10 protein-coding genes and 1 other RNA gene are annotated in these 12,562 nt (G+C 68.5%); 2 read left to right on the top strand and 9 right to left on the bottom strand.

All coding sequences use genetic code 11. From position 1 onward, the window contains the following. Positions 1-167 precede the first annotated feature (167 nt). On the top strand, positions 168-3,017 hold the full coding sequence (locus tag Acy02nite_RS10875; protein WP_203739824.1) for a M36 family metallopeptidase: 2,850 nt from the start codon (positions 168-170) through the stop codon (positions 3,015-3,017). Positions 3,018-3,138: 121 nt separating this feature from the next. Here Acy02nite_RS10875 and Acy02nite_RS10870 read toward each other — a convergent pair whose 3' ends face one another. The 9 genes from Acy02nite_RS10870 to Acy02nite_RS10830 form a co-directional block, all read right to left on the bottom strand. Next, a complete protein-coding gene (locus Acy02nite_RS10870) occupies positions 3,139-4,191 on the bottom strand; it encodes an NAD-dependent epimerase/dehydratase family protein (protein WP_203739823.1) in 1,053 nt (350 codons plus the stop codon). A 328-nt stretch (positions 4,192-4,519) separates the two neighbouring features. Next, positions 4,520-4,901, bottom strand: a transfer-messenger RNA (tmRNA) gene (gene ssrA / locus Acy02nite_RS10865). 30 nt (positions 4,902-4,931) lie between these two features. Further along, positions 4,932-5,621, bottom strand: coding sequence for a cellulose binding domain-containing protein (locus tag Acy02nite_RS10860; protein WP_203739822.1), 690 nt, complete (start codon positions 5,619-5,621; stop codon positions 4,932-4,934). 97 nt (positions 5,622-5,718) lie between these two features. After that, complete coding sequence (smpB, locus tag Acy02nite_RS10855) at positions 5,719-6,195, bottom strand: SsrA-binding protein SmpB (RefSeq protein WP_203739821.1); 477 nt, start codon at positions 6,193-6,195, stop codon at positions 5,719-5,721. 37 nt (positions 6,196-6,232) lie between these two features. Then, the gene (locus Acy02nite_RS10850) at positions 6,233-7,480 is read right to left on the bottom strand and encodes a M23 family metallopeptidase (RefSeq protein WP_203739820.1); all 1,248 of its coding nucleotides are present in this window, start codon (positions 7,478-7,480) and stop codon (positions 6,233-6,235) included. A gap of 102 nt (positions 7,481-7,582) precedes the next feature. Beyond that, complete coding sequence (gene ftsX, locus Acy02nite_RS10845; protein WP_203739819.1) at positions 7,583-8,458, bottom strand: permease-like cell division protein FtsX; 876 nt, start codon at positions 8,456-8,458, stop codon at positions 7,583-7,585. Positions 8,459-8,524: 66 nt separating this feature from the next. Beyond that, on the bottom strand, positions 8,525-9,205 hold the full coding sequence (gene ftsE, locus Acy02nite_RS10840) for a cell division ATP-binding protein FtsE (protein ID WP_203739818.1): 681 nt from the start codon (positions 9,203-9,205) through the stop codon (positions 8,525-8,527). 140 nt (positions 9,206-9,345) lie between these two features. Further along, on the bottom strand, positions 9,346-10,458 hold the full coding sequence (gene prfB, locus Acy02nite_RS10835) for a peptide chain release factor 2 (protein ID WP_203739817.1): 1,113 nt from the start codon (positions 10,456-10,458) through the stop codon (positions 9,346-9,348). 52 nt (positions 10,459-10,510) lie between these two features. Continuing rightward, a complete protein-coding gene (locus Acy02nite_RS10830) occupies positions 10,511-11,026 on the bottom strand; it encodes a PadR family transcriptional regulator (protein ID WP_203739816.1) in 516 nt (171 codons plus the stop codon). A gap of 310 nt (positions 11,027-11,336) precedes the next feature. Here Acy02nite_RS10830 and Acy02nite_RS10825 point away from each other — a divergent pair, with 310 nt between their 5' ends. Continuing rightward, positions 11,337-12,410 (top strand): hypothetical protein, encoded by a 1,074-nt coding sequence (locus tag Acy02nite_RS10825; protein WP_203739815.1) that lies wholly within the window; start codon positions 11,337-11,339, stop codon positions 12,408-12,410. Positions 12,411-12,562 lie beyond the last annotated feature (152 nt).

Raw genomic sequence — 12,562 nt, 5'->3', positions numbered from 1 at the left:
ATCCAGCTCTAGTTATGTGCACCGATGGACAAAGAGCATCAGCCATCGACGGGCCACACAAGTGAGGTGCGGGCCGGCACCGGATCAACCCCGGAGTCGGTCGCAGCTTAGCCCGGTCGAGAGGGGCTGAATTGAGACCGTTATCCGTACCGTCCGCAACCCGGCGGGTGGGAGCGGCAGCCGCCGGTGTCTTTCTGCTCGCGGCGTTGCTGCCGCAGCAGGCACAGGCCGCGCCACTACCAGGCGCCGTGACGGCGGGCACCGACAGCAACTCCCAGCGGCGAGCCGACTACGACTCCCGTGAGAACCTGGTCGCCGCGGCCGAGGCACAAGCGCCGGCGGCCGCATCGAAGAGCGCCGCACTGAGCCGCGCCTTCGCCGCCGCGCCGTCGGCCTCGGCGGTGCAGGAGATGCGCAACCAGCTCGGTGTGCAGGGCATCGTCGACATCGATCGGGCTACCGGCACCCCACGCCGGGTAGCCAAGCTGGACGGCTTCCTGACCGGCCCGAGCCGCAAGAAGCCGGCCACGATCGCGCTCGATTACATCAAGGCCCATCCCGAGATCTTCGGTTTGGACGCGGCCGACCTCGCCACGCTCGAGCTGCGCCGCGACTATGTCGACGTCGCGGGCACCCACCACCTCAGCTGGGTGCAGGTGGCCGACGGCGTGCCGGTGTTCGGCAACGGCCTGAAGGCGCACGTCACCAAGGACGGCCGCCTCGTGCAGGTGGACGGGTCGCCGCTCACGTCGCTGCCCTCCGCGGCGGGCGCCGCCAGGATGACCGCTACGGACGCCCGTGCCGCGGCGGTCAAGGACGTCTTCGGCACGTCCCCCGCCAAGGTCACCAAGACCGCGGCCGGCACGACCACCTTCAGCGACAACGGCACGGCCAAGAAGGTCTGGTTCCAGACCGTCTCGGGCCCGCGCCTGGCCTGGCAGACGATCGTTGTCGACGAGGGCTACGTGCACGTGATCGACGCGGCCAACGGCGAGGTGCTCTACCGCCACAGCACGATCGCGAGCGACACCGCCGGGGTGTTCAAGAACTATCCGGGCGCGCCCAAGGGCGGCGTACAGCAGAAGGTCGACCTGACCGCCAAGGGCTGGCTGCCGGACAACGCGCGCCAGCTGTCCGGCAACGTCGCGCACGTCTACTCGGACGTGAACGACAACAACCTGGCCGACCCGGCCGAGGAGGTCGGCCCGTCCGGCGTGCGCCGGTGGGACTACCCGTTCGTCGACTTCAACGACGAGGTGGGCGGTCTCTGCTCGGACGCGTACCCCTGCTCGTGGGACCCGAAGACGGCGAACTCGTGGCAGGTCAACCGCAAGCAGAACGCGGTGCAGCTCTTCACGTTCCTCGGCACCTTCCACGACCACCTCAAGTCCTCGCCGATCGGCTTCACCCGGGCGGCGGGCAACTTCGAGGCGCAGGACGGCGACGCGGTGCAGGGCCAGGCCATGGACGGCGCCGACACCCTGAACGGTCTGCCCGACGGTGACCACACCGACAACGCCAACATGAACACCCCGCCGGACGGCATCCCGCCGGTCATGCAGATGTACCTGCTGAACCCGGCCCCGGACGCGGTCGCCGCGAACACCGGTGACGAGTCCGACGTCGTGTTCCACGAGTACACGCACGGCCTGTCGAACCGGCTCGTCGTCGACGCCGCCGGGAACTCCACCCTGAGCAACGTCCAGGGCGGCGCGATGGGCGAGGCCTGGAGCGACTGGTACGCCCAGGACTACCTGCACGCCGCGGGGCTGGAGAAGGACACCGCGAAGCCCGGTGACGTGCTGATCGGCAAGTACTGGACGGCCGGCGGCACCATCCGCACCGAGGGTCTCGACTGCACCGTCGGCATCGTCGCGGCGGCCTGTCCCGGCACCCCGGCGGCCGGCCCCGGCGGTTACACGTACGGCGACTTCGGCAAGATCTCGTCGCGTGGCGCCGAGGTGCACGCGGACGGCGAGATCTGGGCCCAGACTCTGTGGGACCTGCGCCGCGCGATCGGCAGCAAGAAGGCCGAGTCCATCGTCACCCGCGGCATGGAGCTGTCCCCGGACAACCCGTCCTACCTGGACATGCGGAACTCGATCCTCGCGGCCGACCTGGTGGTCGACCAGGGCAAGAACGCCAAGACCATCTGGAAGGTCTTCGCCGGGCGGGGCATGGGCTACTTCGCCGCCGCCATCGACGGCGACGACGCCCAGCCGGTCGAGGACTTCTCGATGCCGCCGGCCGCGAGCACCCCGCGGGGCACGCTCACCGGCAAGGTGACCGACCAGGACACCAAGGCCCCGGTGTCCGGCCTGACCATCGCCTTCGGCGGGCACGCCTCCGGCTTCGCCGGTGACTACCGCGCCACCACGGCGGCAGACGGCACCTACAAGATCTCGGGGATCATCCCGGGCACGTACGCCAAGGTGTACGCGCGGGGCGCCGGCTACGACCCGGTCGTCAAGACGGTGTCGATCAACTCGGGCACCAAGGCGGAGAACTGGGCGGTCCGCAAGGACTGGGCGGCCTCCTCCGGCGGCGCGGGCATCATCAGCGCCACCGGTCCCGACTACACGGGGTACGGCTGTGGCCCGGGTCAGCTGCTCGACCAGTCGCAGATCTCGGGCTGGGGTTCCGACGTGGCGACCGAGGGCCAGAACGCCGTGATCCGCCTGTCCGGCGCTGTCGACGTCGCGGAGCTGGTCGTCAACCCCTCGGCCACCTGTGGTGACGACGCCACGGCCTCGACCAGTGGTTACCGGATCGAGACGTCGAAGGACGGCACGACCTGGGTCGTCGCCGCGAGCGGCACGTTCCCGGCCGGCACTGTCACGCCCACCCCGGTCGCGCTGGCCGCGGGCACCGGCGACGCCATCGAGTACGTCCGGTACACGATGCTGACCACGCAGGCGCAGGATGCGGGACTCTGCGCGGCCGGCCAGCCCGGCACCGCGAACGGCTGCAGGTTCATGGACTCCACCGAGCTGGCGGTCTACGGACCAGCCGCCTGACCGGTGATGGTGCCGGTTGCCTCGTAGCGGGCAGCCGGCACCATTCCTTTCTGCCGGGAGACTGCGATTCGACCGGGTTCGTCGTCTGCCCCGACGCCGGGTAGTGGACAGGAACGGGTATCTAGATTCCCGACAGGTCTTCCAGGAGGACCGGGCGCTCGGGGTGCCAGCCGAACTCGGCTACTGCGCGGGATCCGTCGAGCCACACCGACCGGGCGAGTACCGCCAGTGCCGGAGCCGTTGCTGTCGCCTGTTCCAGGCTGACCGGAACGGCGACCGCGCCGGTCGTCGCAGCGATTGCCGCGGCCAGGTCACGCAGCCGGAAGGTGTCTGCGGCGGTGGCGTTGAAGATTCGACCCGGGCGCGGCTTCTCGACGGCGTGGACGAACAGTTCGGCGAGGTCGTCGACGTGGACCGCCGACCAGATCTGGTCCCCGTCGCCGACATAGGGAACCACTTGGCGGGCACGCCCCATCGCTGCCAGGCCTTGCAGCAGACCGGATCCGCCACGCCCGTGCACGAGCGACGCCCGCAGCACCAGTCCGTCGACGCCCGCGGCACCGAGCACGATCCGCTCGCCCGCGATCTTGTACGGCTGCGCGGCGGTGGCCTCGTCCACGGGCAGCTCCTCGGTGGCGGCGGCAGCCGTGTCGGGATACACGAGCCCCGTGCTGGTGTAGACGAACGGCTTGCCTCGCGCGCCGGCGAGCATCGCGGGAAGCCCGAGCGTTTCGAGGGCAGCCATGTCCGGGTTCTGGTAGTCGACGGCGGCGTGGACGACGGCGTCCGCCCGCTCCGCCGCGGCCCGCAGCACCTCGGTAGTCGCCAGGTCGCCGACGATCGCCGTGGCGCCCAGCGCGGTTACCCGCTCGGCCGCACGCTCGGAGCGTGCCAGCGCACGGACGTGATGACCGGCGGCGAGCAGGTGTTCGGTGATCACACCGCCGAGATAGCCACTGGCACCGGTGAGGAAGACGTCCATCTGTGCTCCCATCAGAAACGGATTACTTATCCGTTCACACGCTAGCACAATCGGATAGATCATCCGTTCCGGTGATGTCGGATCGTGCCTCCCAGTCCCCCAGCGATCCGACTCCCTGCGCCTCCGGTCGAACCTGCCAGCCGAGGCGAGCGGAACCTGCCAGCCGAGGCGAGCGCTGATGCTGCGCGACACCGGAGCGCTAACGCGCTCGACACCGACGACCGTGGCCCGGACGACCGGCCGTTCGGGAGATGACGGCTCGCCTGATGCTCTACCTCCTCGGCCTGCTCGCTGACCCGCGGGAGTTATACCGCCGGGCCGGGCAGCGCGGCCGGCGCGCACTCGACCGCGAAGATCTACTTCGACAGCGACAAGAACGGGCCGTATGTGGCCGCCGAGAAGATGTCGGACCTCGTGTTGCCGCTGGTCACCGAGGCCCGAAACGACAGCGGCGGCGCCATGGGCGCCGCCGCTGCGGGTGAACCGTCGCCCGCTCTCGCGGGGTCAAGTAAGCCTCCACTGGTGGAGGTGCCGGGAATCGAACCCGGGTCCTTCGTTGCTTTGTCAGGGCTTCTCCGAGCGCAGCTCACTACATCCCTACTCGGCCCTCCGGCTCACGTGAGCAAGTCCGGACGATGGGCCCAGTCGCAGATTGATCTCGCCGTGCGGTCCCCGCGACCGGGACCGGTTGGCCAGCCTCCTAGCTGATGCCGGCAGCTGGGACGGAGGCGCTCCCAGACCGACAGACCACGCTACTTGCCTCAGGCGGCGAGAGCGTACTGGTCAGCGTCAAACTTAGAGTTGGCGCTTATAAGTTTCCGACGACCGATTCTCGAGACGACGTCGGCTTCCTCGGCTCGCTTCCCCTGTCTCCACGTACGAAGTCGAAACCAGTCACCCCCTGGATATTGGTACAGCCCGACAATCGTAGCTCACCCTCCGACAACCGCCACCGAGCACCCGGACTGCTTCACGTTGTTGGTGCCTGAGCCCTGGAAACCGAACATGGTGCTGCTTCCAGCGGCCAGTGGCGCGTTGCCCTCGAAGCTCAGTGCGCCGCCGTTGCCGTTGGTCGTCCGGGCGTTGCTCCACGGGCCGGAGACAACCTTGGCGCTGGACGAGTACGAGACGGTCACCGTGAACCGGTGAGCCTGCGAGCCTTTGTTGGTGACCCTCACGGTGGTGATGAACCCGTTGTTCCAGGAGTTGGTGGAGCAGTTGGCGCTCAGCTCGTCCACGGGCGGTGGCGGCGGGGTGGTCTTCGTCACGGACGGCTTGGGGCTCGCGGACGACTTCGACGGTTTCGGGGAGACCGAACTCTTCGAGGGGCTGGCGGAGACCGACTTGGACGGCGAGGGCGACGCGGAAGCCGGGGCCGACGGTGAGACCGACGGGGCGGTGGTGCCCGGCGCGGACTCCGGCGGCAGCGGGACCGTGGTCGACTCGGCGGCCTGCAGGTCGGCCGAGGGCTGCACGATCGTCGGCGACTCGCCGGCCGACGCGGTGCCACCGGCACGCACGGCGATGAACACGACCAGGGCGACCAGGATCGCCCCGGCCAGGCCGAAGACTCCGCGAGCGATGAAGAACTGACGATCGCGGTGCTTGGAGTTGGCAGACAAGGGCCGGTCTCCTCGAGGAAGAGTCGAGCTGGGGCTCACCCCGCGGGGTCACCGCCGGGACAGAGTGATCAACAAGCCTGGCGGGGCAGGATAACCCCTAGGCCATGCCCTTGGCACGGCGGCCCAGGGCACGGTTGATCTCCTTCTTCGCGTCCCGGGCGGCCAGGTCCTGGCGCTTGTCGTAACTCTTCTTGCCCTTGGCGACGCCGAGCTCGACCTTCGCATACCCGTTCTGGAAGTAGACCGAGAGCGGGACCAGCGTGACGCCGTCGTCCCGCAGCTTGCCCATGATCTTGGCGATCTCGTCGCGCTTGAGCAGCAGCTTGCGGACCCGGCGGGGCTCGTGGTTGGTCCAGGTGCCCTGCGTGTACTCCGGGATGTGCATGCCGTGCAGGAAGATCTCGCCGTGGTTCTCGTGGCCGAACGCGTCGACGAGCGAGGAGCGGCCGGCGCGCAGCGACTTCACCTCGGTGCCGGTCAGGACCATGCCCGCCTCGTACGTGTCGAGGATCGCGTAGTCGTGGTACGCCTTGCGGTTGGAGGCGACGAGCTTGCGCCCCTGTTCGCGTGGCATACCTGGAACCCCCTGCTGATTGATCGGCTTGTGAACTCTAACAAAGGCAGGGCGGCAGATAATTCAGCGGATTCCGGGGCGCGCCACCGAAACGGGTCTCGAAGTGCAGGTGCGCGCCGGTGGAGGCACCGGTGCTGCCGACCAGTCCGATGATCTGGCCCTGCCGGACGTACTGCCCGACATGGACGTAGATCCGGGACTGGTGGCCGTAACAGGTGGAGAAGCTCGTCCCCATGACCCGCCCGTGGCTGACGCAGGTGTAGTTGCCGTACCCCCCGCGCCAGCCCGCCTGGATCACCCGGCCGGGCGCCGCGACCCGGATGGGCGTTCCCGAACCGGCCGCGAAGTCGGTTCCGGCGTGCAGTTGCCAGACGCGGTAGTACGGGTCGTAACGGTTGCCGTAATCGCTGCTCTTCCATCCGTGTACGGGCATCAGCAGCCGTCCGTGATACTGCCGCCGGTACCCGGAGCGGGTCTCCCAGCCGCGCATGCTGGATCGGGTCTTCCGCTCGGCCAGGACCGCCGCCCGGTACTGCACGAGCACTGTCGCGCGCTGGGCGTTCGCCGCGGCCAGCGCCGTCCGCCGGGCCAGCACGAGCTGGTAGACGTCGCGCCGGGCGCGGACCGCCTCGGCCTGCGCGGTCTGCGCGGCGTGCAGTTTCGCGGCCGCCTCGGCCTCGGCGAGCTCGGCGGCGCGTTTCGCCGCGCCGGCCCGGTCCTGTGCGGCACGTGCCTCGCGCCGCGCGCCGATCAGGCGGCGCACCTCGGCGTTCTCGTTGCGGACCAGCGTGTCGACCAGGCTCATCCGGTCCATCAGGTCGGCCGGGCCGGTGGCCGAGACGAGCAGGTTGAAGCGGGTGATCGAGCCGCTGCCCATGTAGCTTTCCCGGGCGATCTGCGTGACCCGGTCGCGCGCGCCGGCGACCCGCTCCTGGGCGGCCGTCCACTCCGCGGTGACCTGCTGGTAATCCTGCCGGGCGGCGTCCGCGCGGGTGCGGGCGGTGGCGGCCTGGACCCGGGTGGCGACGACGACGCCGCGGGCCGCTGCCACCCGGTGCTGGGCTGCCGGGAGCGCGGCGGAGGCGACGGCGAGGCGGCGGGCGGCTGCCCGGGCGGCGGCTCCGGCGTTCTCCAGAAGAGCTTCGGCGCGACGTACGGCCTGGGCCGCCTTGGAGGCGTCGTCGCGGTCGGCCATCGCGGGCACGGGCAGGGCCACGCTGGGTCCGACGGCGCTGATCAGGCAGAGGACGAGGGTCAGCAGGGGATTCGGACGGCGGTACCTCACCGGAGTCACCGTACTCCGACTAATCGCCCGGATGCCTCTAAACCGCCCGAAGGCCGCGACCCTGTCGGGTCGCGGCCTTCGGCACAGAAGTCCCTCTCGGGGTCAGACCTTGAGGTAGAACCGGAGCGTGATCCATGCGGTCGCGGCGCTCAGCAGCGCGCCGACACCCACCAGCAGCGGCAACATCAGCCAGACGTTGCCGTTCGGCACCGGGGTCAGGATCGCGGTGAGAGCCTGCAGCTTGTTGTCCAGCAGGACGACCTTGCCGATGAACAGCCCGACGAAGCCGAGGATCGCGCCGATCGCGCCGGCCACCACCGCCTCGAGGACGAACGGGGCCTGGACGAACCAGTTGGACGCGCCGACCAACTTCATGACCGCGACTTCTCGCCGTTTGCTGTACGCGGCGACCTGGATGGTGTTACCCACCAGGAGCACGGCGGCCGCGGCCATCACTATCGCGAACACCAGTGACATCAGCTGAACCGAGTTGAAGATGTTGAACACCTTCTCCAGCAGCTCTTTCTGATCGATGATGCGCTGGACTCCGGTGGCGCCCTTGAACTCCTCGTTGAACTTGTCGTAGTCCTCGGGGTTCTTCAGCTTCACCCGGAAGGACTGCGGCAGGCTGTCGGCGTTCACGGCGCTCACGAAGTCGGGCGTGTCGGCGTAGAGGACCTGGAAGCGCTTGAGCGCGTCTTCCTTGCTCTCGTAGGTGGCCGACTTGACCAGAGGGTTCGCGTCGATCTGCTGCTTGAGCGCCTGGACCTGTGCATCCTCGACGTTGTCCGCGAGGAAGACCGAGACCTCGATCTCGCCGTAGTAGAAGTCCTTCATACGGTCGACCTGCAAGTACATCAGCACGCTGGCGCCCAGCATGCCCAACGAGACCGTAATGGTGATGATCATGGCGATCGTCATGGTGACGTTACGCCACAGGCCCACCAGGACCTCGTTGAGGACGTATCTCACGCGCATCGGGGGGATCCTTCCAGGACTCCGCGTGTTACTGCTTCAGCATTGAACATGGGGGCGGAGCCGGTCTCAGCCGTAAACACCGCGGGCCTGGTCACGAACGATCCGTCCGCTCTCGATCTCGATGACCCGGCGACGCATCTGGTTGACGATGTTGGAGTCGTGCGTGACCATCACGACGGTCGTGCCGGTCCGGTTGATCCGGTCGAGCAGTCGCATGATCTCGATCGACGTGTCCGGGTCGAGGTTACCGGTGGGCTCGTCGGCGAGCAGGATCAGCGGCCGGTTCACGAAGGCCCGGGCCACCGCGACACGCTGCTGCTCACCACCGGAGAGCTCGTGGGGGTAGCGGTGCTCCTTACCGCCGAGACCGACCAGCTCGAGCACCTCGGGAACGACGCGCCGGGCGACGGCCTTGGTCTTGCCGATCACCTCGAGAGCGAACGCGACGTTCTCATACGCGGTGCGGTTGGGAAGCAGGCGGAAATCCTGGAAGACGCAACCGATCGAGCGGCGGAAGTGCGGGACCTTCCAGGAGCGTAGCGAAGTGACGTCCTTGGCGTTCACGACAACCTTGCCGCGCGTCGCCTGGACCTCCTTCAGCAACAGCTTGATGATCGTCGACTTACCGGAACCTGAAGGGCCGATGAAGAAGACGAACTCACCCTTCTCGATCCCGACGTTGACATTGTCCAACGACGGCCGAGACGCCTTCGGATACGTCTTCGTCACGTTCTCGAGCTGAATCACGGGAGTGGAGTCTACGCGGTGTAACGAATTCGCCAAGTCCGCCGGGGTCGGGAATCTTCGCCACCTGCGGCAACAACAAAACTGAGCCGACCTCACCTGACCGAGCGTTCAGATAAGGTCGCTCAACGTCACGGGAGCGCCTAGGCGGCGATCTCGTTCTGCTTGCGCCACCGGATACCCGCCTCGATGAAACCGTCCACGTCGCCGTCGAAGACCGACGAGGGGTTGCCGGTCTCGTACTCGGTGCGCAGATCCTTCACCATTTGGTACGGGTGCAGGACGTACGAACGCATCTGGTCGCCCCACGAACCGGTGGTGTCGTGCTTCAGATCGGCCATCTTGGCCCGCTCCTCCTGGCGGATGCGCTCCAGCAGACGGGCCTGGAGGACACGCAAAGCGGACGCCTTGTTCTGCAGCTGTGACTTCTCGTTCTGGCACGTGACGACGATGCCGGTCGGAATGTGCGTCAGCCGCACCGCCGAGTCGGTCGTGTTGACGCTCTGCCCGCCCGGACCGGACGACCGGTAGACGTCGACCTTCAGCTCGTTCTCCGGGATGTCGATGTGGTCGGTCTGCTCGACGACCGGCATCACCTCGACACCGGCGAAGCTGGTCTGCCGGCGGCCCTGGTTGTCGAACGGGCTGATCCGGACGAGCCGGTGGGTGCCCGACTCGACGCTCAGCGTCCCGTAGGCATAAGGAACCTTGACCGTGAAGGTGGCCGACTTGAGGCCGGCCTCCTCCGCGTACGACGTCTCGTAGACCTCGGTGGGGTAACCGTGCCGCTCCGCCCAGCGCAGGTACATCCGCATCAGCATCTCGGCGAAGTCGGCGGCGTCCACGCCTCCGGCCCCGGCACGGATGGCGACCAGTGCCTCGCGGGAGTCGTACTCCCCGGAGAGGAGGGTGCGGACCTCCATCTCGTCGATCGCCTTGGTCAGCGTGGCGATCTCGGCACCGACCTCCTCGACCGAGCCGGCGTCACTCTCCGCCTCGGCCATCTCCAGCAGCAGGCCGGCGTCGTCGAGACGACCGCGCAGCCGCTCCAGCTTGGAGATCTCCCCGGCGACGTACGACAGACGGCTGTTGACCTCCTGCGCCCGCGCCTGGTCGTCCCAGAGATCGGGCGCGGAAGCCTGCTCCTCGAGATCCGCCTTGTCACGGCGCAACTTGTCGACGTCCAGGACATTCTCGATGTTGCGGAGGGTGGCGTCGAGTGCTTTGAGTTGCTCGGGGAAGTCGGCAGCGGTCACGACACTCAAGTTTACGCCGCCCGGCCAGCTGACTGGCCGGGGCGTCCTCAACTCATTCGGACGGAACGGTCTTGAGCCAGGTGAGCGCTGCCTTGTGATAGGCGACGGCGAACTCCAGCGCGGCCGCGCCGTACGAGTCGTCGTTCTTCTTCGCCTCCTTGGCCTGCTCCTTCGCCATCGCCAACGCCTCGGAGTGGTACTGGTTGGCGGTGGTGTAAAGCGTCTGCAGCTGCTCGGTGCTGTGTTGCTGACCGAAAGCGACTCGCAGCGCGACCGGGTTGCGCAGCGCGTCCCGGCCGGGCGACTCGGTGAGCCAGCGCCCGAAGGCGCGCTTCCCGGAGGCGGTGATCGCATAGGGCTGACTGGAACGTGGACCCGGCTTGCCGAGGCGGACATACCCCATTTCGGCCAGTACGGGCAATTCGCGGTAAACCTGGCTCCGCGTCATCGACCAGTAGGGCCCGAGGCGGCGTTCGGCAGCCGCCATGAGCTGTCCGCCGGTCATCGGCCCCTCGTGAAGCAGGCCGAGCAAGGCGGCAGCCGTGGGATTGATCTGGAAGTCGGGCATGCCTTCTAAGCTGCCACTTTGTCGCTCCGGCGTCCAGGATTTCGCACGATCCGTCCAGTTTGCGCCTCCACAAACGACTGTCCCGCACAGACAGTCCGACAACGAGCGCCCAGACCGGGCGTTTCGCGCCCCATCACGTAGTTGACCAGCTAAAATGGAGCACCTATTCGGTCAGACAGGCAGGGCGAGGCAGGAAAGCCCTAAATCTGGGCGAGTCGCCATGCACATTCGGACATTCAACGCATGTGGGAGCAGTCGCTCCGGCGATGGCCGGTCAGGGGCCCGCAGGTTCGCCTATTACCCTGGCCCCATGACCCACCCCGAGCCTCAGTCCGCCCCGGAGACCCGCGAGGTCCCGCGCCTCACCGCGATCCTCCTGGCGGTTGCCGCGCTCGCCTGGGCCGCCGGGATGCTGATCTCGGCCCGCGCCAAGATCACCAGCTGGGCGGACGCGGCGATGGAGGTCACCTCGACGGCGTATGCACTGCCCGGCGCGGTCTCGGCGGCCATCGTGGCCGGCGCCGCCGTCGCCCTGCTCGTGATCACCCTGGTCAGCACGCGCCGCCGGCTCGGCGCCACCACCCGGTTCGCCGTCGGCACCGCCACCGGCCTGCTCGTCGGTGTGCTCTGCGCGCTGGTCCTCTTCACGATCAACACCGAGGGCACGATGTACGCCGCGGTCGGCGGGACGGTCGCCGCCGCCGCCACGATCGGCGGGGCCTTCGCCGGCCTGCGCATCCCGCCGGTGATCGCGGCCACCGGGTGGGGCGCGCTCGGCGTCTTCCTGGTCGGCCTGATCCTCAACGACAACTTCGTGCAGGGGCCGGTGCTGAACCTGCTCGGCAACGACTCCACCGAGGCCGCCGCCGATGCCAACCAGTACTTCTCGTACGGGCAGTCGGTGCTCAGCGGTCTCGCCGCCGGCCTGATCGCCTTCGTCGTGCTGCGGCGCGCCGGCCGCCGAGCCGGAGCCGACCTGCGCTGGCCGTTCTTCCTGGTCGCGGGCGGCGGCGCGGGCCTGCTCACGGTGATCTCCGAGGTCCTGACGCGGACGGCGGGCGCGCAGGTGCTCGACCTGGCCGGCAAGGTCAGCGAGCTGGAGACGTCGGTGCAGCAGATCCTCAGCACGAACAGGCTGAACAGCGCGCTGATCGTGCTCTTCGTCGGGGCGTTCACCGCCATGGTCGCTGTCGGACGGACGCTGTCGCCGGCCGGCGACGAGGACGAGGACGGCTTCGAGGAGGCGCCGGCGGTCAGCCGGGCTGCCGCCGGGGACGCTCCGATCGAGCCCAAGACCCCGGCCGAGCCGGCCGGTGAAGCACCGGCCGCGCCCAGGACCCCGGCGAAGACCGCTGCCTCCTCGGAGGACGCGGAGCAGGCCTGAGGGGTTTCCGGGGTAACCGCGCCCCGCCACGGACGTCGCCCTTGCGGGCTGAGCGTTCAGGGCGCGCCGGCGCCCTGCTCAGACCGGAAGGGTCCCCGCGGGAGCGACGGTCTGTACCCCGGCGGACCGGGGCAATGAAGACCTTGATCTTG

Source organism: Actinoplanes cyaneus, from assembly GCF_016862095.1.
In the GTDB taxonomy this organism is placed as follows: Bacteria; Actinomycetota; Actinomycetes; order Mycobacteriales; family Micromonosporaceae; genus Actinoplanes; species Actinoplanes cyaneus.
This window is presented reverse-complemented; position numbering and strand designations above follow the sequence as displayed.

Bases quoted from the DNA above. Each gene is read 5' to 3' on its own strand.
- smpB (WP_203739821.1), bottom strand. From the start codon at position 6,195: ATGCCACGCGAACAGGGGCGCAAGCTCGTCGCCTCCAACCGCAAGGCG.
- ftsX (WP_203739819.1), bottom strand. From the start codon at position 8,458: ATGCGCGTGAGATACGTCCTCAACGAGGTCCTGGTGGGCCTGTGGCGT.
- Acy02nite_RS10830 (WP_203739816.1), bottom strand. From the start codon at position 11,026: ATGCCCGACTTCCAGATCAATCCCACGGCTGCCGCCTTGCTCGGCCTG.
- Acy02nite_RS10825 (WP_203739815.1), top strand. From the start codon at position 11,337: ATGACCCACCCCGAGCCTCAGTCCGCCCCGGAGACCCGCGAGGTCCCG.